Here is a 25,909-nt window from a genome sequence, read left to right as displayed (position 1 = left end):
TAAATTTATAAATGTGCAAATTAATGATATAACATTATACAATATCAACATGTAAGGAATTTTTATGAGGAAGAAATTTATTTCCATAGTACTTAGTGGAGTTCTTATGTTAGGATTTTTTACTACTAACATAACTACCAATAAGAATTTAGAAAGTGGTAAAATGCAAGATCAAATTCAATTAAAACTTTTAACTGAAACAGATCCTAATCCGTGGTAAAAATAAGAGCAGACCATACATAAGTTATGTATGGTCTGTTTTTATTTTGCCAAAGGGTAAGTAAGTTATGAAAATTTTACTTACTTTTTAGACATTTTTAGATATTGATTACACATGTTTAAATAAACTATAATTTATTTATAAAAAAATTATTCTTTTGTTAAATTTTGATTTATTTTCAAAGTTAGAAAATCATGATGCTTAATGGTGTAGGGGAGTTTGAAATAAAAAAGTAAAAGATAGCATATTATCCTTAAATGACATATTTATATTTCAGAATATTCTTGAAGTATAAATATGAAATAAATGAAAACTCTAGTCATCAGGATTGACTAGAGTTTTCAGTCTATTCAGCAACAACTTTGATAAATGAGGAAGGTTTGAACTCAATCCAATGGTAGAGAGAAATCATAATCAAAGCAATTGAAACAAATGTTTTAAGTGGAATTGGATAAGTTCTTCAGATTCTAGTTATAAGAACTTTATTATAATAAAAATTATATCTGTATAAATGAAGTTCATAAGGGGGATTGGAAGTGAGGACAATGCTAATTTTGTTTTATTTAAGCGTTACAGTTATATGTGGAGCGGTTTATATAGCTTATGAAAAAATAAAATATGCTTATGAAAAAAGAAATGATGAAATTGAGATATTAAAAAGAAATCTTGATATAAATAATTCACTAATAGAGAAGAAGCTAAATGAAATAAATAAAATGCTGGACATAGATAATATAACATTTAACTCAAAAGTGAAAAAAGAATATGAAGCTACTAGAAATATAGCGAATACAAGCATTAATGCAGCAATACCATCGGTACAGGAACCACGTTAATTATATTTAGATTGGGGAATTTAGAAATGGGAAAATATATAAAGTTAAAAATGGAATTAAGTAAAGACTATAAGGAAATAGCAGCAATAATAGCAAAAGACTATGTGATATACGGTAGTTATTATAAATTATCACTTATATACGGAACGGGTAAAGCAAATTTATATAGGTTGGTAAAAAGTCACTTAGAGTATATACAAGAGAATTATCCTGAAATTTATAAAGAGTATAGCTTAAAGATAGAAGAAAACAATAAAAAAGGGATTAAAATTAGGAATAAGAAAAGTGAAGAATCTAGAAAAAATCCAAGAGAGTATTTATCATATTTTGATAATAAAGTTTTCAAAGAGTTACCAAAACAAATAGAATATGATGATTTTCTTAGCTGGTGTGTAAAATTTAATACTGGTGACTTAAGCGGTGTAGATCTTATAAGCATAGCGGCTAAAAATGGAATAAAAGTGATTAATTAGCTAGTTATTTATCTATCATAAATTCGCAAATGGTATTATGGCAAAGTATAATTATAGAAAAACATAATAGTGGAACTATGCCAGAAATTAATTGAAGTATTTATATATCTAGCTTCAGAGATGTAAAAAAACAATGTAATTTAGTATACTCATGACGCTTGATGTATACTTAAACTTAGATTTATTTACTAACTTGTGGTAATAACGGAGGAAATTATATGATCATAAATTTAATATACATATACATGGCTATGATTTTTAGTTAAAATACTGAGAATTATAGCCAACTTTTTTAGGCAATGGAGAACTTAGGCAATGGAGAATTGACGATGGACAATTGAAAATTAAGGTGGAAATTAATTTTACGAATTAATTTCTTTAATTATTTTTTACTAGCAATACAATTGCTAGTTCTTTAATGAAAGTTACTGTGTAACCTCAAAAAAAGAATCAATTATAAATTCCTCAGTAATAACTGAGAAATATCCGCAATTCACAATGCCTAACTTATTNNAATAAGTTAGGCATTGTGAATTAAATTAAGTTGTTACTGTAAAAGCTTGTTTTATTACAGGAATATTTTAATATTTAAAATATTTCATTATCTAGTAGTAAAGTTATTTTTATTGTATACTTTATTTATTACATATAAAAAAGACTATTAAACTTTAGATAAAAATGTTCTGGAGGATATTAATGGAGATAAAGAATGAAACGAGAATAATGGCTTCTTATGATAAAGGATTAACAGAAAGAGAAGTCGCTATTCAAAAAGAAAATGGCCTTTTGAATGTTGCTCCTAAAAAGGTAACAAAAACTAACGGAGAAATCATTAAAGAAAATGTATTTACATTATTTAACTTATTGAACTTCTTAATTGGTATTTGTTTGGCTTTGGTTGGTGCCTACACAAATATGGCTTATTTACTAATTATTATTGTGAATATGAGTATTGGAATTTTGCAAGAAATTCATGCTAAAAATTTGGTTGAAAAACTTTCTCTGATTTCTGCTCTAAAAGCACATGTTATTCGTGATGGAGAACAAAAGGAAATCTTAGTTGAGGATTTAGTTCAAGATGATATTATCATGCTTGACATGGGAAGTCAGATAGCAGCAGATTCTATTGTTGTTCATGGCGAAATTGAGGTCAACGAATCTCTACTTACAGGAGAATCTGATTCTATTATAAAAAAACCTGGAGATATGCTTCTTTCAGGAAGTTTTGTAGTAAGCGGTAAATGTTATGCTCGAGTAGAACATGTAGGTGCGGATAATTTTTCAGCGCAATTGGCTGAAGGAGCTAAAAAGCATAAGCAAGTAAACTCAGAATTGATGCATTCTATGAGAAAAGTAACAAAATTTACAAGCTATTTTATTTTATCATTAGGAGTTATTTTATTCCTAGAAGCTTATTTCGTACGCTCAGATACAATGCAGGCTTCTGTTGTATCAACTTCAGCAGCTTTACTTGGTATGCTGCCAAAAGGTTTAGTATTATTGATTAGTATTTCTCTTGCTACTGGTGTTGTGAAATTATCTAAGAAAAGAATATTGGTTCAAGAGATGTTCTGCATTGAAACACTAGCTCATGTAGATACTCTTTGTTTAGATAAAACAGGAACTATTACAGAAGGAAAGATGACAGTTTCTAAAGTAAATATTTTACGTGAAGATATAATATCTGTGCCGATAGAAAATGTAATTGGTGCATACTTGAATTCAACAGATGATAATAATGCCACTATGACAGCCTTAAGGTCACATTTTTCAAGTAATGACGATCAAATAGCTGTTTCAAAAGTAGCTTTTTCTTCTGAACGAAAATGGGGTGCAGTTACTTTTGAAGAAATTGGAACTATTATTTTGGGAGCACCAGAAATCTTATTAAAAGGACAGTCATTGCCTGAATTAGTAATAGAAGCGCAAGAAATGGGAAGGCGTATTTTATTATTAGCACATACAGAGGAAGTTATAACGGAAGCGGGACTTCCAAATGTTACAGCTATTGCAGCTATTGAATTAGAGGACCCTATTCGAAAAAATGCAAAAGAAACACTGGATTTCTTCAAAAATGAGGGTGTTCAAGTGAAAGTAATTTCTGGAGATAACCCGGTAACTGTTTCTAATATTGCTAGAAAAGCTGGCCTTGAAGACTATGGTTCCTATATTGATTTATCACAGGTGAAAACTGAGGAAGAGGTTAAGAAAGCAGCTGATAAGTACAGTATTTTTGGACGTGTGAGCCCAGAGCAAAAACAACTACTTGTAAAAGCGCTACAAGAAAATGGTCATACAGTAGCGATGACAGGTGATGGAGTAAATGATGTATTAGCGTTAAGAGAGGCAGATTGTAGTATTGCCATGGCTGAAGGAAATGACGCAGCGAAGCAAGTTTCTCAACTTGTATTATTAGATTCTGATTTTTCAGCTTTACCAGATGTACTTGCAGAAGGAAGACGTGTTGTTAATAATGTTACAAAAGTAGCTTCTATCTTTTTTATTAAGACACTGTATTCATTAATGTTGTGTATTATTAATGTAATTACTATGACCACATTCCCATTTATTCCAATACAGATTACGTTAATTGACTTAGCAATTGAGGGATATCCTTCCTTCTTCTTATCCTTTGAACCTGATAAGAAGAAGATTAAAGGGACCTTTTTAAATACTGTTATAAAAACTGCATTGCCAAATGCAATTTTAATTATTATAAATATTATTGCAATTTATCTATTAGCTCCAAATCAGGGATTATCTGAGTTAGATAAAGTGACATTAATGTATTATATGGTTGGATTTGTAAGTGTACTTGGTGTACTTAAAGCATGTTTACCATTCAATAAATTGAGAGTATTTTTATTCTCAACTGTAGCAGTAGGTTTTTATGGGGCAGTATATTTATTTAGAAGTATTTTAAATATCGGTTCATTAACCAATAAAACATTTCCTATTTTCATCATATTAGCAGTAGTAACCGCTTTATTAAGATGGTTAATTTCAGTTTTTACAAAGAAAAAAGCAACTGCATAATTAAATTATAAAAATTATTAATTCATTATTCATATACATGGCTATGATTTTTAGTTGAAATTCTGAAAATCATAGCCTTTTTTTCACCTCTGGAAAACTTAGGCGATTGAGAATGGACGATGGAGAATTGACAATTGTGGAGGAAATTAGTTTTAATCAAACTAATTTCTTGAAGTAGATTTTTTAATAAAAGTGACTGTGTCACTTCAAAAAAAGAAAACAATTAAAAACTTCTCCCATAAAGGAGAAGTTTCCTTAATTGATAATTGTCAATTGTAAAAGTGTTAATCTCTGCTTTTAATCAGTCCTTTATTTTTAAGTGATGCTTCATATAATATTATAGTTGAGGCAACTCCAACGTTTAAGGAATCACAATCACCTAGCATTGGGATAGAAACACCGGTATACTCTGTGTTATACCAATCTTCTGATACACCATATTTTTCACTTCCCATTATTATAGCTACTCGTCCTTTATAATCTAAGTCATAATAATTTGTATCTGCATCTGTATCTGTGATTATAGTTTTAAAGTTCTTCTTAATTAACCAATTTTTAATTTCATCAAAATTAGACTCTACAATAGGAACTTTAAAGCAAGATCCCATACTACTTCTAATTAATTTAGGATGATTTAATCTTGTTTTTCTATTATTAATAATAATAGCATCTATATCAGTAGCATCAGCAGATCTAATAATAGTACCCACATTTCCAGGTATTTCTAGACCATCAAGTATTAATATTATAGAGTTATTAGTAACATAGAGGTCATCTAAAGTTTTGTTTTGCAAATAACATACAGCCAGAACTCCTTGAGAATTCTCTTTTTCACTTATGCTATTAAAAACCTTTTCAGATACTATACAACACTCTTCAGCTAAATGTACATAATCTTCAATTAATTTTTGCGATTCTACAGAGTGGATTTTTTCTAAACATATTACAAAATATTTTATAGCTACATTGTATTTAAGTGCTAAATTTAAAGCCCAAATGCCCTCTATAACTGCTAGCTTTTCAGGATTAGGCTTGCTGTTTTTATTTAAGCTTATTATTCTATCAGCTATTTTACTCTTCTTACCATAAAACTTAAATTTATCCTCGTACTTAGCTAAAAATAATTGTTGCTTTTCTTCTAAACTGCAATCTTTTAAATCTTTAAAATTATTCATATTTATTTACCTCATATCTCCTATAGTGAATCTAATTTAAAAATGAATATACAAATTAATACATTATATTTTTAAATTCTACATATTTTTTGATCTAAGATGAATTTACAATATTTATATAATTATATCATATTTATACTTTATAAAATAAAGAGAAATTTAAAAATATTTATGTAGATAGAACCAATATTTCCTGAGAAATAAAAAGCATATATACATTAGCTTTCATATATCTTATATAAAAGTATACCCTAGATAATTTAGAATATTAAGATGGCATTTATGGAAAAGCCATAGCATTAAAAAGTACCACAACTATTTAAGCTGAGTAATAATAAAGTTAGATTTTACATGAAGAGAGCATCAATTAAATCTAAAATAAATTTTGCATTGTAAATTATTAAGTAAAATTTAAGTTTACATAAATAGTTCTTTGTATTAAAATTTAAAAGCTATGATTAAATATTTGCATCCATATATAAATAAACTATTTTTAAAATTAATGTATAGCTGAATATAGTTACACTCTTAAGTATTTCAATTCACAATTCACAATGCAAAATGCACAATTAAGATGGAAATTATTTTTNNCTAAAATAATTTGTTAACACAATTTTATGAGTGTATAGATTAAATTTAGGAGTGGTATATATATGCATGGCTTCATATAGAACTTTAGAATATAATAATGATATAAAGGATATGGAGGAATAAGAAATGTCGAGGAGAGTTAGAGTTAAACAAAGTAAAGGCGCGGGATTAGTTGGAGGAATTGTAGGTATTTTATTTGTAATTATAGGAATCGTTAAGGTTATTCCAATCTTTGGGGCTTTCGGTTTTGTTTGGACTGGCATAGCAGTTATTATTACAGGAGTTAATTTTTATGATGCCTTCAGTGATAAGGGAATTGCTAACTGGGAAATTGACGTAGATTCTAATGAACATATTAGAGAAAATAACGATTTTGAAGTTAAACTAAGAAAGCTTGAAAGGCTTAGAAAAGAAGGATTAATTACAGAGGAAGAGTATATAATAAAGCGACAAGAAATCCTAAATGATAAATGGTAATTTAAGATTGTTAAGAAGGTAGCCCTAGAGTTATAAAAAGAAATCTTAAATTTTGGAGGAGCAATGAAAGGTTTTGATGAGTTTAATATAATTCCTTTTTCAAAAGAATATCAAGAAGAGACTAAAAAGCTTATTTTAGAAGGTATCAAGGAATATGTAGGAGAAATAAATATTAATTTTAATAAAGACCTTAATAATATAGAAGAACAATATAAAGATGGGAAATTTTTATTGGCTATTCATAAAGAAAAGCTTATAGGCACAGGAGCTTTAATTTATAATGGGGAATTCGGTCAAATTGTTAGAATGTCTGTAGATAAGAACTATAGAAATTTAGGAATAGGAAAGAAATTATTAGATGAACTTATAGAGCACGCATTAAAAAACAATACGAAAAAGATAATAGTAGAAACCACAAATAATTGGAAAAATGCAATTAATTTTTATAAATCATATGGATTTAAATTTTTACATTATAAAGATGATGACATTTATTTTTACTTAGATATTAAATAATTAATGTTTTTATTGAAAAGATATGATTTAAGTCATATCTTTAATTTTGTTTTTATTGAGATTTCTGAATTAAATTGAAAAGCGTAAAAAATAATAGACAGAAAATTATCAACAAATTAGAAAATTATCAACAATTCAAACAGGTTTTTATCTTTAATAATTATAAAATTGTGGATAACTTTGTGAAAAGTATTAACATAGATGTGAACTGAATTATAAAAAGAACTTAGTCAATAGAAAACTTATGAAAATTAAGAATTAAGTATGAAGAATGAAGAATTATGGTTGAAATTAGTTTTAATCAAACTAATTTTTAAATTGATTTCTTTACTAGCAATATAATTGCTAGCTTTAATAGGTTACTACGTAACTTCAAAAAAATCAATTTAAACTTCTCTTATAAAAGAGAAGTATCCGTAATTCTTCATTCTTAATTATTAATTCTCAATTAGTCTAAGTGGCATATATCAGCTTCTTTAAGAAATTTTATATCTCCATTTTCAACTTCTAATATGGTTAAGCAAGTATCATATATATATGGAGGATCCCATAAATTTTTTATTGGAAGATTCTTTAATTTTGCTAATAGACATTTTATTACTACTGTGTGAGTTACAATAAGTATATCACCATCTTCATTATTTATTATTTCTTCTAAACCTTTTGAAGTTCTTTCCATAACTTCATAAAAATTTTCTCCATCTATAGGAGTATACTCATGAGGATTATTCCAAAAGTTATCATATTCCTTGGGATATTTTACTACTAGATCATCGCTAAGCATACCGCCCCATGTACCTAAGTTCATTTCTTTTAAATAGTCTACAGTAATGATTTCTATGTCTCTATCACCAATGATATGTTTTGAAGTATCAATTGTTCTACCTAAAGGACTACTATAAACCTTAGAGAAATCTATATGTTTTAAAGCTTCTCCAAGCTTTTTAGCATTGCTTACTCCCTTTTCAGTTAAGTTAGAATTTTTAAAGCCTTGCATTCTTTTTTCTGTATTCCATTCTGTTTCTCCATGACGAGTTATGTATAATTTCATAATATCCTCCTAAATTAAATATTGACTCAATTATATCATAATATGCTGACGAATTTTGAAGGATTATAAAGAAAAATACAGAATATATAGGTCAGAGCAATTGTTAATATATAGAAAAAGAAATTTAAAACAATGTACAGTTAAGGTAGAAATTAATTTTATAAATTAATTTCTTCAAATGGGTTTTCAATTTATTTGAGCAATTAATGGAAGAGGGGGAGAACATGGGGAAGAAAAAAGATAGCAAAAAGATTTTATACTTTTTCCTTAAAAATTGGTATTTACTTATAGCTATTGCTATAGATATTATTTTAGTTAGTTTTTTAGCTACATATCCTATAAAACTACTTAGTGAAATGGTGGATATAGCCACTAGTGTATTGCCTGGAGGAGTATCAAAACTTATAAAAGTTGGAGGAATTTATTTTGCACTTCAAATTTTATGGAGTTTAGCATATAACACATTAAGTTATTTAAATATTTATGCAGAAACAAAGCTGGGGCACATTATACGATGTGAAGCGTTCAAACATTTATCCTATTTACCACAAAGTTTTTATGATACAAACAATTCAGGAGATGTAATGGTAAGGTTTGTACAAGATACACAGATTACTGTACAAGGATTTTTAAAACCTATAACTTTTTTAGCTAAATCGTTAGTTACTTTTGGTATAGGACTTTACTTTATGATTAATATAAATTGGAAACTTACCTTATTTGTAATTCCTTTAGGAATAGTTACTTCTATATTTGCTTCAAAAGTTGGTGGAAAGTTTAGAACTTATTCTGAGAAGAGTAGAAATTCTCTTACTAAACTATGGTTTACTTATCAAGAGGGATTAAGAGGAATGAGAGAAGTTCAAGTAAATTGTAAGCAAGATAATATGTTGGATAAAATAAGTAGTAAAAGTAAAGAAGCTAATAAAGATGTTAGGAAGGAACAGGGATTTGCTGCATTTATTCAATCAATTAACAGTATAATCTTTATGGGAGTTATAGCTCTTATAACGGTACTAGGTGGGGTTTTAGTAATTAAAGGGGAGATTACCATAGGAGGATTAGCAGCTTTTATGATGTATAATGGACTCCTTATAGATCCATTGGTAGAGATTATATCACTATATCAAGAAATGCAGAAAACTTGGGTTTCAATGAAAAAAATAAATGATATATTTAATGAACCTGTAAGTATTTATAAGAAAAAAGCACCTAAGAATAAAGATATAAGATTAGGGGAGATTTCTTTTAAAAATGTGAGTTTTTCTTATAAGGATGATTTACCTACAATTAAAGACTTAAGCCTTCAAATTAACAGTGGTGAAAAAGTAGCAATTGTAGGGGGAAGTGGTGCTGGTAAAAGCACAATTTTTAAATTGATATTAGGATTTTATAAGACAAGCATAGGAGAGGTTAAAATAAACAATTTATTAGTTGACGATTTAAATATGTCATATATAAGAGATAGCATAGCTGTTGTATTCCAAGACACCTTCTTATTTGATGATACTATTGAAAATAATATATTATTCTCAAATCCTAGTGCTACAAATGAAGAGCTTTTAAAAGCCATAGAAATTGCACAACTAAGTCCTATTATAGAAAATTTACCGGAGGGACTTAAAACTAAAGTTGGAGAAAATGGTACCAGTCTTTCAGGAGGAGAAAAACAAAGGGTTGGAATAGCAAGAGCATTAATTAAAAATCCTAAAATTTTACTTTTAGATGAATTTATCTCAGCCTTAGATAATGAAACCACCTCTTTAGTTATTGAAAATATATTAAAAGAGTATAGTGATTGTACTATAATAACTATTGCTCATAGACTTTCAACCATAACTAATATGGATAAAATTTATTTAATGAAACATGGGGAAATAGTAGAAGAAGGTACTCATGATGAATTGATGAAATTAAGTGGAATTTATAGAGTACTATATGAAAGTGATTTTAATTAATAATTAGTCAATATTTTCATAAGAAAACCTATGGATATTAGCATTATATGTAGGTTTTTTATCTTTTATAAACAAGAATATTAAAAGAACTTTTAATTGTTTAATTTTTAAATGTAGTAACATAACTATTTATTATTAACATGAATAATATTAAATAATTAAGAATAGCTTTATTGTTTAGTTTATATAAATATATAGATGAGCTACCTTAAAACAATGCACAATACACAATACACAATTCACAATTGACAATTATAGTTGAAATTAATTTTGTAAATTAATTTCTACAAATAGATTTTTAGCAAAAGTGACTGTGTCACTTTAGAAAGAAATAAATTCAAAACTTCTCTTATAAAAGAGGAGTATCAATAATTATGAATTTTGCATTGTAAACTGTGAATCAAATTAAGTTGTGAATTTACTTAATAATAGGGAGGGTTTTATGAGTAATATAACTATTAAATATCTTCAAGAAATTATTAAAAATAAAGATTATAATCCAGAGCTAAAACAGGAGTATTTTTTTAAACTTATTGAAGAAGTAGGAGAGCTTTCAGAAGTCATTAGAAAAAATAAGAGAATGAAAGGTAATAAAATAAAAGGAACCATTGAAGAGAAATTATATGATGTTCTTTATTATAATTCAGTATTAGCAAATGCTTATGATATAAACTTAGAAGAATGTTTTTATTTAAAGGAAGAATTAAATAGAAAAAAATCTAAATAGTAATTACTTCACAAAATATTTAAAGTGAGATTAAATTCTCACTTTAAATATTTTGGAAAAGGATATAAAGATTAGTAGATTATTGACGAATTTTAAATTATTAGTATAAATAAAATTTCAAAGACTAATACTCTCAAAAACTAAAACGTTTTACTAAAACATTTTACTAAAAATATATGAACTATTAAAATTAAAAATTATTTAAACTAGAAAACCAATTTTAATAAATATCAATTTTTTACTTTGGTTTTCTATATATTAAATAAATCTATACTTATAAGGCAAATATGGGATTAAATTTATAAGTGTAAAATAACTGAAAGGATGGAGAGATTTTAATGAGTAAACTTAAGAAAATTAAGAACATTAATAAGATTAAAATTAATTTTAAAGGAATTAATTTTAATTTTAAGAGTATTGGATCCAAGTTAATTGCATCTTTTGCAATTTTATCTTTCATCAGCTGTTCAGCTTTAGCATTAATATCAATGAATATTTCTAAAAAAGCATTAAACACTATGGCAAATACTACTTTACCAGAAACAGCAAAGTTACTTTCATCCATGATTGATGAAAAATTAAATATTAAGAAAGAAGTTCTTAAAAATTTAGCTATAGACGAACAAATTTCAGATCCAAAGATAAGTATTAAAGAAAAGGTAAAGTTATTACAACCCAATGGAGAGCTAAATAAATTTATGAGAATAGGGATTGCTGATATAAGTGGTCAGTTAAATTTTAGTGATAGTACAGCTGATATATCTAGAAGAACATATTTTAAGGAAGCCTTAAGAGGAGAGGCAACTGTAGGGGCACCTATGGAGAGCATTAATTCAGAAGATAAAGGTACAATTATAGTATCTTATTGTGCACCTATAAAAGCAAAAGGAACAGATGAAATTATAGGTGTTATTGTAGGTATTACAGATGCCGAAGTTTTCAGCAAAGAAGTTTCTGATGTTAAGGTTGGAGAAACAGGCGATGCATTTATGGTAGATAATATAGGTACTATAATTGCTCATGAAAATAAAGATTATGTAACAAAATATAATCCTATTGCAGAGTCAAAAAAAGATACTAAACTATCTGAATTTGGTAAATGTGTTGAAAGAATGATAAGTGGAGAATCGAATTCTGAGAATTTTAAAGTGGACAAAGACAAATATTTTATTGCTTATGCACCTGTAGGGGATACGGGCTGGACTACAGCAATACAAATTACTGAAGAAGAAGTTCTAAAGGAAGTTAAAACTATAAAAAGTATGGTATTTATAGTCTCTGCAATATGTATAAGTTTAAGTATAGCTTTAATATTGATACAAGTTAGAAAAATGTCTAAAACCATGAAATCTTCAGTGCAGCATTTAGATACTATTGCGAGTGGAGATATGACAGTTCATGTTCCAGAAGTACTTATAAAAAGAAATGACGAGTTTGGAGCAATGGGACAAGCTATGGAAAAAATGCAATGTTCTGTTGGTACTATTATTAAGAGTATAAAAGAAAAATCAGCTCAAATTGATGCATATTCAGAGAATTTGGCAAGTCTATCAGAGGAAATGTCAAGTTCATCAGATACAGTAGCAGTTTCAGTTCAAGATGTATCTAGAGGAGCAGAAGATCAATCTAGTGATATCGCTGAAATAGTAGACAAACTTGATGAATTTAATATCCAGATAGAAGAATCTATAGTAGGCCTTAAGGAAATAGAAGCTGGTACTGGAGAAATACAGATACTTTCTAAGAATAGTAATAAAGAGATGGAAAGTGTTGTTACATCCTCAAATAATGTAAAGACATCTTTTAATGAACTTGTTAATAAGGTAAGTTTAGTAGAATCCAATGTAGATAAAATAAATGAAATCACAACAGTAATTAATGGAATAGCAGAAAAGACTAACCTATTAGCACTAAATGCAGCAATAGAAGCTGCAAGAGCAGGAGAAGTTGGTAGAGGCTTTGCAGTAGTAGCTGATGAAATAAGGAAGCTAGCAGAGCAAAGTAAAGTATCTTCAGCAAATATAACTGAACTTTTAAATATTATATTTAATGAAACCAATATAATGGTTAACACTACTTCTGTAGTGCAAAATGAATTGGTAGCACAAAGAGATACAATAGAGACAGCTATAGAATCTTTTGATAAAATTACAAAAGCAGTTGAAGAGATTAAGCCTAAGATAAATAGAAGTATGGAAATAGGAGGGGAAATTGTAAGTGATAAAGAAGTAATTTTAAGTAAAATTCAAAATGCATCTTCTGTATCACAAGAAGTTTCTGCATCGTCAGAAGAAATTGCAGCTATAACTCAAGAGATGAATGCATCATCAGAAGAAGTAGCAAGTGCAGCACAAGAATTAACCTTTATGACAAAAGATATGAAAAAGGAAACAGATAAATTTATTGTAGAATAATAGGCTTAAAATAATTAGTTAAAAATACAATTAATATTTTATGCTAGAAAAGATATTATGTATTATGAAATTAGTATAGAGAACTAGTTATCTTTTAAGATGGCTAATAAAAAGAGAGCTTATTTAGTTATGCTCTCTTTTCATTTTTAAGCTTATAAAAAATTTTATGAGCATTTATTATAGTAAATTCAAATTAAAAATTAATACTAATCAAAAGGAATTTTAAGGCTATTTTAATAATAATAAAGTATAATAAAACTAAACTATATAGAAATTAAAATAGTTTAATTGAAATTGTATTAGTAAAAACCCTATTATATACTTATTTTTAAGGACTTTATAGTATAAGTAATAGGATTTTTGTATAAATTATTAATAAATGCTAAGTTAAATTTTAGCATTTATTATTTTATACGGAGGTATTTTTTAATGGGCAATGAATTATGCTTAGATCTATCAAAATGCTTACCATATTTAACTGAGGATGAAATAATAAATTTTTCTCCTATGGTAGAAGAGGCTCATGAAATGTTAGAGAGTAAAACAGGCTTAGGAAATGATGCTTTAGGGTGGTTAGATTTACCCATAAATTATGATAAAGATGAAATAGATAGAATTGAAACAATAGCAGAAAAAATAAATAGTAATTCTGACGCCTTTATAATAATTGGCATAGGAGGCTCTTATCTAGGAGCTAGGGCTGTGATAGAAGCTTTAAAGCATAGCTTTTATGATAGTCTACCTAGAGAAAAAAGAAAAGGTCCTAAAATTTATTTTGCTGGAAATAATATAAGCTCTACCTATTTATCAGAGATATTGGAGATGGTAGAGGATGTAGATTTTTCAATAAATGTTATATCTAAATCAGGTACCACTACTGAGCCAGCTATTGCTTTTAGATTTTTTAAACGAGTACTAGAAGAAAGATATGGAAAAGAAGGAGCAAAAGAAAGGATTTTTATAACTACAGATAAAAAAACTGGTGCACTGAGAAAACTTTGTGAAGATGAAGGCTATGAAAGTTTTACTATTCCAGATGATATTGGAGGAAGATATTCAGTTCTTACCTCAGTAGGATTACTTCCGATAAAGGTAGCAGGTATAGACGTTAAAATGCTTTTAAAAGGCGCAGAAGACGCAAGAGAAGAGTATAAAATAATGGATATTAAAAAAAATGATTGTTATAGATATGCAGCCGCAAGACACTTATTATATATGAAGGCAAAAACAATAGAAATTATTGCTAACTATGAACCTTGCCTTATGTATTTTAATGAATGGTGGAAACAATTATTTGCAGAAAGTCATGGAAAGGAACATAGAGGAATTTTCCCTTCTAGTGTAAATTTTTCTACAGATCTTCATTCAATGGGACAATATATTCAAGATGGTCTTAGAATTTTTTTTGAGACCACAATAAATATAGAGACTCCTAAAAGAGAACTTATGATGTTTGAAGATGATAAAAATGTAGATGAATTAAACTTTTTATGTGGTAAGACTATAGATTATGTAAATAAAAGAGCTATGGAAGGTACTGAGCTTGCTCACAATGAAGGGGGAGTACCAAATATAAGAATAAGTATAAAAGAATTATCACCTTATTATTTAGGCTATATGATATACTTTTTTGAAAAGGCTTGTGCCATAAGTGGATATCTTTTAGGAATAAATCCGTTCAATCAAGAAGGTGTTGAAGATTATAAGAAAAATATGTTTGCCCTACTTGAAAAACCAGGATATGAAAAAAGAAAAGAAGAACTAAATAAAAGATTAGAGGAAATAAGTTATGAAAATTTTAGTAGACGCAGATGCATGTCCAGCGAAACATATAATTGAGGAAGTAGCTGAAGATTTTAATAAAGAACTAATATTTTACTGTGATTTAAATCATGTAATATCTCCAAGCTATGGAGAGGTTAAATATATGGATAGTGGATTTCAAAGTGTGGATATGAAGATAGCTAATGATACAAAGGAAAAAGATATAATAGTAACTCAGGATTATGGAGTTGCAGCTATGGTATTAGGTAAAGGAGCCTATGCTATAAATCCAAAAGGATATATATACAATGACGAAAATATCGATAAGCTTCTTTTTGAACGCCACATTTCATCAAAAGTAAGAAGAGGTGGAGGCAAAACTTCAAATCCTAAAAAACGTAAAGATGAAGATGATGAAAGACTTTATAAGAACTTATTAAAGTTAGTAAAAGAATATGATAACTTAGTCAATGGAGAATTGACGATGGACAATTGAAAATTAAGGATGAAATTAATTCTTGAGAATTAATTTCTTTAATGATTTTTTACTAGCAATACAATTGCTAGTTTTTTTATGAGAAGTTATTCTGTAAGTTAAAAGAGAAATAAATTAAAAACTTCTCCTATAAAGGAGAAGTTACCGCAATCGTCCATTGTCAATCGTCAATTTTCAATTGCTTTGTATCCATATCTGGTTTTATTCCTTCAGGAAAGATTAGTCCATTATTTGTACGTTCTATTACTGGATAAGAATCTTTAAAGTTTTGTATATCTACATCCGACTTTTTATATGTATAGGTTGGGTCATATAAATCTTTTTTATCTTTAGGCATTTTTACAGCTCCTTTCTTAATTACAATGTATAATAAAGTTTTTTAGTTATTAATTGATTATCATTGATAAATATTCGCAATGTTGATCAAACAAAGATGATTTACCTTATTATTGGAATTTGATTGATAATTTATTCTTTTCTATATTTTGGAACTATAGTATAATGAAATAGGGTATATGAATTAAAATAATTAGTTGAATATGGAATGAATATTTTGGTTTGATAAGAAGAAAAATTCCATTAATAGTGCGGTTGAGAGCAGGTTCTAATTGCATAATAGTATATAAAATTATCATACTATGAGCTATTTATTTGTTGGCATAAATGTTTTGAGAATTATGAACTGGGGAGGAATGGGTAATAAATGAATGAAATGAATATTATTACAAACATGCAAAGTCCTCAAGAAAAGGGTACGGAAATAACTATTAGTATTGAAAATGAAATAGAACAAAATTTATTATATAAATTTCTAATTGGAAATGATGGAACTTGGGAGACTATTAAAGATTTTCAAATTGATAGTTGTGTTAAATGGCAACCTAAGGATGATGGGAAATATATAATAATGGTACAAGCCAAAAGAGAAGGAAGTAAGAAACCTTTCGATTTTATGTCTAAAATCGATTACATAATTGGCAAGTGTGAGGAAAATTTAATAAAATCCATATATTTAGATAAAGATGAAGTTAAAATTGGAGAAAAGATTAACTTAACTGTAGAGGGAATTTCGCCATCTATAATGTATAGATACTGGGTTAAAGAAAACTCTCGTTGGACTCTTTTAACGGATTATTCTGCTCAAAATAATCTAAGTTATACTCCAAAGCAACAAGGAGAAATGGAATTTTTAGTAGAATGCAAAAATATACAGTCAAAAAATTTATTTGATGACTTTAAGTCTATAAGATTTGAGATTTTACCGATTTCTTCATTAGAAATAACCAATTTGAAATGTATATCTACAGAGCTTTTAGTCGATAGTGAACTTATTTTTGAAGTGGAAGCTAATTTTGATGAAAGCAGAGTTATATTATATAAATTTGTTAAAATAAATGAATATGGAGAAGCAACTTGTATTCAAGATTATTCTACTAAAAGGCTAGTTAGTTTTAGTGAGAATAAAAAAGGAGATTATAAACTTTTATGCTTGGCTAAAGATATGTATTCGCCTAAAGAATTTGATGATAGAGCTATTATTCATTATAAAATTGCTCCTTATAATACTATTAAACTTCTTAGTTTTACTAGTGACTTAAGTTCTCCTCAAGTTATAGATACTGCTATAACACTAAAGGCAGTAGCGTCAGGTGGTAGAGAATTATTATATAGGTTTGTCATAGATGGCAATGAAAGTCAAACTACTAAATATAATAATGCAAACAGCTATCTTTGGAAGCCTACAAAATGTGGAGAATATATTGTTGAAGTTTATATTAAAGATAAATCTTTTGATGGGGATTATGAACTTAAAGAAGAAATGAATTTTACTATTGAGGAAGACTTTGTAGAAAAGGTAGAGATAGCTGAAATCTTATTTGATAAGAAAAGACAGCTTTTAATTAAAGAACCTATAAATGTTAAAGTTATTGCTACTGGTGGAACAGAATTAAAATATAGTTTTATAGTTAAGAAAAATGATAGAATAGTCGATAAAATAGAATATGGAGATCATAATTGGGTTGACTTTTCTCCAGAAGAAGTAGGACAGTATGAACTTGAGATTATGGTTAAGGATAAACGATCTAAAAGAGAATATGATGTTCATTCTGTAACTTATATTGATTGCTATGAATATATTCCAGCTAAGATAGAATATCTTCTAACATCTAGCAAAGAATATTATTTAGTAGGAGATTCCATAGTATTAGAAGCAGTAATGGAAAATACAGAAGATAGCCTTATAAAATATAATATTAAAATAAATGGCCATGAGGTTGAAAAATCTGACTTTATATCAGAGAAAAAATTTAGATTTATTCCAAGATGTGCAGGTAGATATGTTGTAGATATTATGAGTAAAAATATTTCAAGTACAGTGGAATACGATAGTAAAAAAAGTTTAATTTTCAATGTATTAGAGGCACCACCAATTACAAATTGTAAAATAACTATTGATAAAGAAGAATTTAAATGTAATGAGTCAGTAAATTTTGCAGTAAATTCTCAAGGTGGAAAAGATACAATATATGAATTTTACCTTATGGAAAAAGGCGATTGGAGATTAATTCAAAAGTATAGTAAAAAAAGTTATTATACTTTTATACCATTTAAAAAGGGCTTCTATAAACTATTGGCATTAACAAAAAGCAGTCATAAGAAGATAGCATATGAAGACTACGATATACTAGAGATTAAGGTAAACTCATAAAAGTTTTGAAAGATAGGTGAGAATTTTGACGGTACAAAACATGGGAAGCACTGAAAATAATACTATTAATAGCATGATGCCAATTATGCTAGCAGCAAGTATGTTTAAAGGTTCAGGAGAAGGTAGTGGAGAAGGCTTTAATATGATTCTAAGTAGTCTTCTAAATGCCTTAAGAGAAAAGGATGAAGCAAGCAAAATTAGTGGACAAGCTGCTTTAGGGGGAAATAATGACTTAACTCATATTACAGATTTAATTTTAAGACCTAACTATAATTTAGATGGAATCGCAAGTAGAGGTGCTAGTAGTGCTAGCTATCATGGAATTAGTAATGGATATGTTTCCCCTACAACACCTGTAAGTGATGATATTAGGATTGAAAGTGCAATTAAGCAAGCTTCATTAAAGCATAATGTAAATGAAGGTTTAATAAGAGCAATTATAAAGGTTGAGTCAGACTTTAATCCTAAAACTGTATCATGGGCAGGGGCAATGGGGCTTATGCAACTTATGCCTGAAAATGTTAGTCATTATGGAGTTAATGATCCATTTAATATTGAAGAAAATATTGATGCAGGTACAAGACATATAAAAGATTATCTAGAAATGTTTAATGGAGATTTAGAAATGGCATTAGCAGCTTATAATTGTGGTCCAGGAACCATGCAGTGGAGAGGCGTAAAAACTCATGCTGATTTTAATAAATTGCCAGAAGAAACTCAAAATTATCTTGTGAAAATAAAAAAATATTACAACCCTTAAAAATCACCCATTTGGGTGATTTTTTGAATTGAGAATTAAGTATGAAGGATGAAGAATTATGGTTAAAATAATTTTTGAACAAAATAATTTTTTTAAATAGATTTCTTGTAGCGGCGAACAGTGTTCGCCATTCTTTTTTAAATTTCTCAGCTTTTGCTGAGAAATATCCATAATTCTTCATTCTTCATTAAAAAGTGATAATCTATAATTATCACTTTTTATATCTTGTTTTATTTCAGCTTAAATGTATATAATAAGGAGGCAATCTTTAATTAATAAAAATACGAATAAATGTGTTTAAATATGTTAATACATACCCAAGAGGTGGTATTAATGAAACACATAACTAATTATAGACTAAAAAACTTTTCTAAATTACGTGGAGTTTTAGTAAAAATATTGCAACGTTTGGATAGATAATATATTTTAGTTTAGGCTATATGGTTTAAGAAAGTATAAGAAAAAGATAGCGGAGGCTGAAGAAATTGCTAAGAGCATACAAAGTGGAAATAAAACCAACGTTGGAACAAAAGATGAAAATTGATCAATCAATTGGAATATGCAGATATTTATATAATTTTTATCTTGGTAAAAATAAAGAATTATATCAGCAATTTAAAGATGGTTTATTGGATAAAAAACATTCATTTATGTCAGCTAATGATTTTGATAAATATATCAACAATGAAATTAAAGTATTGGAAGAATATCAATGGATTAATAAATGTGGTTCAAAGGCACGTAAAAAGGCTATATGTGATGCTGAACTTGCATATAAAAAATTTTTTAAAGGTGAATCTAAATTTCCAAGGTTTAAAAAGAAGAATAAATCAGATGTTAAATTATATTTTCCTAAAAACAATAAAGGGGATTGGAAAGTATACAGACATAAAATAATGATACCATCATTGAAGAATGTAAGATTAAAAGAATATGGATATATACCAACAAGTGCAAAAGTTAAAAGTGGAACAGTGTCTAAGAATGCTGATAGATATTATGTATCAGTATTAGTAGAAACTGATATTGTAAACCTAAATATTTCCACAAATCATGGTATTGGCATTGATTTAGGATTAACAGACTTCGCAGTTATTTCTAATAGAACTTTTAAGAAAAACATAAATAAAACTGTAATAGTAAAAAAACTAGAAAAGAAATTAAAACGTGAACAAAGAAAGCTTTCAAGGAAATATGAAAACTTAAAATTAAGAAATGAAAATAAAAAGGAGGAAGCTACCAGACAAAATATCCAAAAACAAATAGTTAAGGTACATAGACTTCATCAAAGGCTATCTAACGTTAGAACTGATTATATTAATAAAGTAGTATCTGATATAGTGAAACAAAATCCAAGTTTCATAACTATAGAGGATTTAAATGTTAGAGGAATGATGAAAAATAAACATTTATCTAAGGCAGTTGCAGGGCAAAAGTTTTTTGAGTTTAGAACTAAATTAACTAACAAGTGTAATTGGATGGGTATTGAATTGAGAATTGTAGATAGATTTTATCCTTCAAGTAAATTATGTCATAAATGTGGCTATGAAGAGGATAGAGATGTAAATGCAAGTTTTAATTTAAGAGATGCTAAAATCTACAAAACAGCATAAATAAGTTATTGTAGATATATATGTACGGATGGCTAGTTTGGAATTTACGACTATGGAGTGTTATATCAAATGAAAGTAGTTCTATAGAACAAAATCATACACATTGAAGTAGTAAAAATCTCGATATGGGTATATTTGTCCATATTTTGAGTAGCAGTGTTAAGTTAGCGGTTGAAAGGTAGGAGTAGAATATAATGGAAAGATTAGATAAAGTTTTAGCAAATTTAGGTCATGGAAGTAGGAAAGAAGTTAAGACATTGTGCAAAAAAGGAGAAGTTTTAGTTAATGGTGAAGAAGTTAAAGATAGTGCTATAAAAATTAACCCTGAAGTTGATATTATTGAGGTTAAAGGGGAAGTTTTAAATTATAGAGAGTTTATATATATAATGATGAATAAGCCTGATGGAGTGGTAAGTGCTACCTTTGACAATTATGATGAAACAGTAATAGATATTTTGGAACCAGAATATCAAGTGTTTAAGCCATTTCCTGTAGGAAGGCTAGACAAAGATACAGTAGGATTACTTTTAATAACCAATGATGGAGAGTTAAATCATAAGTTAATATCTCCTAAAAGTAATGTAGATAAAGTGTATTATGCAGAAATAGATAAAGCAGTTACAGAAGAAGATGTTAAAGCTTTTGAAAATAGGATTACATTAGATGATGGATACCAGTGTATGCCTGCTAAATTAGAAATACTTGAAGCTAGTGAACATGGTTCAGAAGTTTTAGTTACAATTCAAGAAGGAAAATTTCATCAAGTTAAAAGAATGTTTGAAGCAGTAGGTAAATCTGTAGTTTATTTAAGAAGAATAAGCTTTGGTCCACTAAAAATAGATGAAAATTTAGAAGAAGGCACATATAGAGAGCTAACTGAAGAAGAAATAGAAATGCTTAAAAATGTGTAGAAAAAACTTAAACAATTGAGAATGGAAAATTGACAATTGACAATTAATTTCTTTAACTGATTTTAAACTAGCAATACAATTGCTGGTTTTTTTATATATGTTTCATAATTTAATATTAATATAAAAAATATTATGGCAAACACTGTTCGCCGCTACGTTTAGGAAATCAATTATAAAAAGTTACTGTGTAACTTTAAAGAAAATCAATTTTAAATTTCTCAGCTTTTGCTGAGAAATATCCACAATTGTGAATTTTGCATTTTGAATTGTGAATTTAATTAAGTTGTCAATCGTCAATTCGTATTATATAAGGATTATGTAACAATATGTCTTACGAATTAACAGAATATTAATAAAATATACATTTTTATGATGAAAAACCTCTAAATTTAAAAAGATTGTTAATATATTAAGAAATTTCCAATAAAAATATGTATTTTTTATAAAATTTTTTATAAATATACTTGAATATGGATTGAAATAGTAATATAATAAAGGTGCAAAATAAATAAAGAGATATATAGCCCCCTTTTTATTTATTTCAGACAGCCCAACCCCAAGGGCTGTCGCATATTTATTGCATGTCGAATTTTGTTGTAATGCATAGTTTGTCATAAAAAATCTTCTAGTAGCAGAGTCGTACTAGAAGATTTTTTATTTTTAGATACCTTACATATATAGTAATATATCTTTAAATCCACTATGAAATTATAAAAAGTTAACAATTTATAATTTTAAATTTTGAATATATTTCTTATTGAAAACTGTGAATTAAGGATTATTATTATAAATTTAAATTACTATGCTTATGATTCTATATAAATTGTTCCCCTTAGTCACATAAATATCAAAAAAATTACAATTGATAAAGTAAATAATTTTCTTAATAAATTAGAAAAATTTTAAGTGTTACATTGATAATAGTATAAAACTATAAAATAATTAATCTACATATAAGCAAATTATATAAAATTTTACTATTATCGATAATTAAATAGATTTCTGTGTATAATTAAAATATATAAATTAATAATATAGCTTTTAAAAGATAATAATAATATATGATAGATGCAATTTTTAGATATATGAATAATATAAAATGTTTCATACATTATACTTAGCTTTTAATCAAGGAGGGAAAAAATGAGTATTAGAGAAGTTCTAATTAGTTTTATGACAGAACAGGCATATAAACCGCTGAATATTCAGGAACTTGCTAAAGTATTTAGCATTGGTAAAAAAGATGTTAAAGATTTTAAAAAGTTGTTAGATGATATGGAAAAAGACGGACAAATTATTAAAAACAGAGCGGAATTTTATGGAATTCCAGAAAAAATGGGCATGGTTTCAGGAACTTTCCAAGGCCATCAAAGAGGATTTGGTTTTGTTATAGCAGATGAGGAAAGACCAGACATATTTATACCTGCAAGCAATGTTAAAGGTGCAATGCATGGAGATAGAGTAGTAGTAAAAATTTTAAAAGATGAAGACAGAGGACGAAAATGTGAAGGGGAAATAATAAGAATAATTGAAAGAAAAAATAAAAAGTTAGTAGGAATATATGAGGATAGTAAAAATTTCGGTTTTGTAGTACCTGATGATCAAAAAGTAGCTCAGGATATATTTATTCCAAAGAGTGGTAGAAATGATGCAAAGTCTGGTCAAATTGTTGTAGTTGAAATAACTAGATGGCCAGAAAGCAGAAGAAATCCTGAAGGTAAGATTATTGAGATATTAGGTAATAAAGGTGATAGAGGAATTGATATTTTAACTATTATAAGAAAGCATAACCTTCCTGAGGATTTCCCAGAAGATGTTGAAAAGTTTACACTTGATATATCTGAGGAAATACCTAAAGGAGAATATGAAAGAAGACGTGATTTAAGAGACGTAAAGATGGTGACTATAGATGGAGAGGATGCAAAAGATTTAGATGATGCCGTTTCTATAGAGATGCTTTCAAATGGAAACTTCAAATTAGGAGTTCATATTGCAGACGTATCTCACTACGTTAAAGAAAGAAATCCATTAGATAAGGAAGCCTTTAAAAGAGGAACTTCTGTCTACTTAATAGATAGAGTTATACCAATGCTTCCTAAAAAACTTTCAAATGGTGTATGTAGTTTAAATCCTAAAGTGGATAGATTAGCGTTAAGCTGCTTTATGGAAATAGATTCTAATGGTAAAGTTTTAAATCATGAAATAATGGAAAGTATCATCAAAACTAATGAGAGGATGACCTATACAGACGTTACTAAGATTTTAAGAGATAAAGACGAAGAAACTATAAAAAAATATGAATATCTTCATGAAGACTTTAAAAATATGGAAAAGCTTTTTGAAATTTTAAATAAGAGAAGATTTAAAAGAGGCTCAATAGATTTTGAATTTGAAGAATCAAAAATTATCTTAGATAAGAACGGAAAACCTATTGATATTAGGCCTTATGAAAGAGCTGTTTCAAATAGAATTATAGAAGAGTTTATGTTAGTTTGTAATGAAACTGTAGCTGAGCATATGTTCTGGCTTAACATGCCTTTTGTATATAGAGTTCACGAAGACCCAGACGAAGAAAAATTAATGCATTTTAATGAATTTGTCTACAACTTAGGATACTTTATAAGACATACTTCAGAAGTTCATCCAAGTATGCTTCAAGAGGTCTTAGAAAAAGTAAAGGGCCAAAAAGAAGAAATGGTAGTAAGTAGATTATTACTTCGCTCAATGATGAAAGCTCGTTATTCACCAGAATGTTTAGGGCACTTTGGATTGGCGGCAAAATACTATTGTCACTTTACTTCTCCAATAAGAAGATATCCTGATCTTATGATTCATAGAATAATTAAAGAGAGTTTAAATGGTGGATTAAGTGATTCAAGAGATAAAAAGCTTAGAAAAATAGTTGAGGATGCTTCAAAACAATCCTCCGATACTGAAAAAATTGCAGTAGAGGCAGAAAGAGAAGTAGACGATCTTAAGAAAGCTGAGTACATGTCAGAAAGAATTGGAGAAGAATTCGAAGGTATTATATCTTCAGTTACTAACTTTGGTATGTTTGTAGAATTGCCTAATACCATAGAAGGATTAGTTCATATAAGCTTTTTAGATGATGACTACTATAGCTATGACGAAAAACGTATATTACTAATAGGCGAAAGAACTAAGAAAGTATATAGATTAGGTGATGAACTTAAAGTAAGGTGTTCTAAGGTTGATCTAGAAGCTCATGAAGTATATTTCGAGATAGTTAAAGATGAGAGCGAAGAAACAGAACTAGCTTTAAGTGACTATCCTGTATTACCTCTTGATGAATTTAAAGAGGAATATTCATTATTAGAAAATGATGATATAGAAGAATAAAAAACTAAAAGTCATGGGTAACCATGACTTTTTTGTAATTTTGTCGAAAACTTAAAAATATTTAGAAATAAAGTATTTTTAAGTATTTTTAACCTTAACATTGTTCCATAGAATTGTATTATGAGGGAAAACATAATATAATATACAGTATATCGATATTAACTTTATACAAAATTAGATCATTTTTATATAAAATTTGTTTTGAAAGAAATGGAGGTAGGTTTTATGGGTATTTCATTAAAAAAAGGACAAAAAGTTGATTTAACAAAAGGTAATCCAGGGCTAAAAAATTTATTAATTGGGCTTGGATGGGACACTAATAAATATGATGGTGGTAATTCGTTTGATTTAGATGCGGCAGCATTTGCCCTTGGAGAAGATGGAAAAGTACAGAATGAACAAGATTTTGTGTTTTTCAATAATTTAAAACATAGCTCAGGTTCAATAGCACATTTAGGAGATAACTTAACAGGTGATGGAGATGGTGATGATGAGCAAATAACAATTGACTTATCTAAAATTCCAGCCAACATAAGCAAAGTTGATTTTACTGTAACAATTTATGATCCAATAACAAGAGGTCAAAATTTTGGACAAGTATCCAATGCTTTTGTAAGAGTAGTAAATGCTGATAATAACATTGAGTTAATCAGATATGATTTAGGAGAAGATTTTAGTATTGAAACAGCTGTTATAGTTGGAGAAATATATAGAAATAATGGAGAATGGAAATTTAATGCAATAGGAAGTGGCTTTGAAGGTGGACTAGAAGCACTATGCAGAAACTTTGGATTAAATGTATAAGGCATCTTCAAAAAATA

20 protein-coding genes and 1 pseudogene are annotated in these 25,909 nt (G+C 27.8%); 18 read left to right on the top strand and 3 right to left on the bottom strand.

The window, feature by feature from the left end:
* The first annotated feature begins 64 nt into the window (after window positions 1-64).
* From B3603_RS14560 to B3603_RS14545, 4 genes are all read left to right on the top strand, one after another.
* A complete protein-coding gene (locus B3603_RS14560) occupies window positions 65-220 on the top strand; it encodes a hypothetical protein (protein WP_291566190.1) in 156 nt (51 codons plus the stop codon).
* A 536-nt stretch (window positions 221-756) separates the two neighbouring features.
* Window positions 757-1,056: a hypothetical protein gene (locus B3603_RS14555; protein WP_291566187.1), complete on the top strand. Its 300-nt coding sequence runs from the start codon at window positions 757-759 to the stop codon at window positions 1,054-1,056.
* Window positions 1,057-1,082: 26 nt separating this feature from the next.
* On the top strand, window positions 1,083-1,529 hold the full coding sequence (locus B3603_RS14550) for a hypothetical protein (RefSeq protein WP_291566186.1): 447 nt from the start codon (window positions 1,083-1,085) through the stop codon (window positions 1,527-1,529).
* A 696-nt stretch (window positions 1,530-2,225) separates the two neighbouring features.
* Window positions 2,226-4,565: a cation-translocating P-type ATPase gene (locus B3603_RS14545; RefSeq protein WP_291566184.1), complete on the top strand. Its 2,340-nt coding sequence runs from the start codon at window positions 2,226-2,228 to the stop codon at window positions 4,563-4,565.
* Between the two features lie 284 nt (window positions 4,566-4,849).
* Here the strand turns inward: B3603_RS14545 and B3603_RS14540 are convergent, their stop codons facing one another.
* Window positions 4,850-5,740 (bottom strand): TrmH family RNA methyltransferase, encoded by an 891-nt coding sequence (locus B3603_RS14540; RefSeq protein ID WP_291566182.1) that lies wholly within the window; start codon window positions 5,738-5,740, stop codon window positions 4,850-4,852.
* Between the two features lie 717 nt (window positions 5,741-6,457).
* Here B3603_RS14540 and B3603_RS14535 point away from each other — a divergent pair.
* Window positions 6,458-6,808, top strand: a complete 351-nt coding sequence (locus B3603_RS14535; protein ID WP_291566180.1) for an SHOCT domain-containing protein — start codon at window positions 6,458-6,460, stop codon at window positions 6,806-6,808.
* A gap of 63 nt (window positions 6,809-6,871) precedes the next feature.
* Window positions 6,872-7,324, top strand: coding sequence for a GNAT family N-acetyltransferase (locus B3603_RS14530; RefSeq protein ID WP_291566178.1), 453 nt, complete (start codon window positions 6,872-6,874; stop codon window positions 7,322-7,324).
* Between the two features lie 448 nt (window positions 7,325-7,772).
* Here the strand turns inward: B3603_RS14530 and B3603_RS14525 are convergent, their stop codons facing one another.
* A complete protein-coding gene (locus B3603_RS14525) occupies window positions 7,773-8,375 on the bottom strand; it encodes a histidine phosphatase family protein (RefSeq protein WP_291566176.1) in 603 nt (200 codons plus the stop codon).
* A 224-nt stretch (window positions 8,376-8,599) separates the two neighbouring features.
* Between B3603_RS14525 and B3603_RS14520 the strand changes: the two genes are divergently transcribed.
* The 5 genes from B3603_RS14520 (at window position 8,600) to B3603_RS14500 (ending at window position 15,734) form a co-directional block, all read left to right on the top strand.
* On the top strand, window positions 8,600-10,333 hold the full coding sequence (locus B3603_RS14520; protein ID WP_291566174.1) for an ABC transporter ATP-binding protein: 1,734 nt from the start codon (window positions 8,600-8,602) through the stop codon (window positions 10,331-10,333).
* Between the two features lie 442 nt (window positions 10,334-10,775).
* The gene (locus tag B3603_RS14515; RefSeq protein WP_291566172.1) at window positions 10,776-11,060 is read left to right on the top strand and encodes a MazG nucleotide pyrophosphohydrolase domain-containing protein; all 285 of its coding nucleotides are present in this window, start codon (window positions 10,776-10,778) and stop codon (window positions 11,058-11,060) included.
* Window positions 11,061-11,398: 338 nt separating this feature from the next.
* A complete protein-coding gene (locus B3603_RS14510; protein ID WP_291566170.1) occupies window positions 11,399-13,474 on the top strand; it encodes a methyl-accepting chemotaxis protein in 2,076 nt (691 codons plus the stop codon).
* A 429-nt stretch (window positions 13,475-13,903) separates the two neighbouring features.
* Window positions 13,904-15,313 (top strand): glucose-6-phosphate isomerase, encoded by a 1,410-nt coding sequence (locus B3603_RS14505; RefSeq protein WP_291566168.1) that lies wholly within the window; start codon window positions 13,904-13,906, stop codon window positions 15,311-15,313.
* Window positions 15,264-15,734, top strand: coding sequence for a YaiI/YqxD family protein (locus tag B3603_RS14500; RefSeq protein WP_291566165.1), 471 nt, complete (start codon window positions 15,264-15,266; stop codon window positions 15,732-15,734). Before B3603_RS14505 ends, B3603_RS14500 begins: the two co-directional genes overlap by 50 nt.
* Window positions 15,735-15,894: 160 nt before the next feature.
* On the opposite strand, the gene B3603_RS14495 is transcribed toward B3603_RS14500, so the two are convergent.
* Window positions 15,895-16,071, bottom strand: a complete 177-nt coding sequence (locus tag B3603_RS14495) for a hypothetical protein (protein WP_291566163.1) — start codon at window positions 16,069-16,071, stop codon at window positions 15,895-15,897.
* Window positions 16,072-16,437: 366 nt separating this feature from the next.
* Here B3603_RS14495 and B3603_RS14490 point away from each other — a divergent pair, with 366 nt between their 5' ends.
* The 7 genes and pseudogenes from B3603_RS14490 (at window position 16,438) to B3603_RS14460 (ending at window position 25,892) form a co-directional block, all read left to right on the top strand.
* Window positions 16,438-18,444 (top strand): triple tyrosine motif-containing protein, encoded by a 2,007-nt coding sequence (locus B3603_RS14490; protein WP_291566161.1) that lies wholly within the window; start codon window positions 16,438-16,440, stop codon window positions 18,442-18,444.
* A gap of 25 nt (window positions 18,445-18,469) precedes the next feature.
* The gene (locus B3603_RS14485; protein ID WP_291566159.1) at window positions 18,470-19,204 is read left to right on the top strand and encodes a lytic transglycosylase domain-containing protein; all 735 of its coding nucleotides are present in this window, start codon (window positions 18,470-18,472) and stop codon (window positions 19,202-19,204) included.
* Between the two features lie 433 nt (window positions 19,205-19,637).
* Window positions 19,638-19,748, top strand: a pseudogene (locus B3603_RS14480) (IS607 family transposase); the annotation flags it as partial.
* Entirely contained in the window at window positions 19,738-20,817 is a 1,080-nt protein-coding gene (locus B3603_RS14475) for an RNA-guided endonuclease InsQ/TnpB family protein (RefSeq protein WP_414632388.1), read from the top strand. The pseudogene B3603_RS14480 and the gene B3603_RS14475, both read left to right, overlap by 11 nt.
* 194 nt (window positions 20,818-21,011) lie before the next feature.
* Entirely contained in the window at window positions 21,012-21,728 is a 717-nt protein-coding gene (locus B3603_RS14470) for a pseudouridine synthase (protein ID WP_291566155.1), read from the top strand.
* 1,143 nt (window positions 21,729-22,871) lie between these two features.
* Entirely contained in the window at window positions 22,872-25,088 is a 2,217-nt protein-coding gene (rnr, locus tag B3603_RS14465; RefSeq protein ID WP_291566153.1) for a ribonuclease R, read from the top strand.
* A 225-nt stretch (window positions 25,089-25,313) separates the two neighbouring features.
* Entirely contained in the window at window positions 25,314-25,892 is a 579-nt protein-coding gene (locus B3603_RS14460) for a TerD family protein (RefSeq protein WP_291566151.1), read from the top strand.
* The last annotated feature ends 17 nt before the right edge of the window (window positions 25,893-25,909 follow it).

Origin of the sequence: Clostridium sp. UBA2485, from assembly GCF_002341865.1 — a bacterium.
Taxonomy (GTDB): domain Bacteria; phylum Bacillota; class Clostridia; order Clostridiales; family Clostridiaceae; genus Clostridium_J.
Note: the sequence above shows the minus strand (reverse complement) of the source record. Positions and strands in the feature narration are given on the sequence as shown.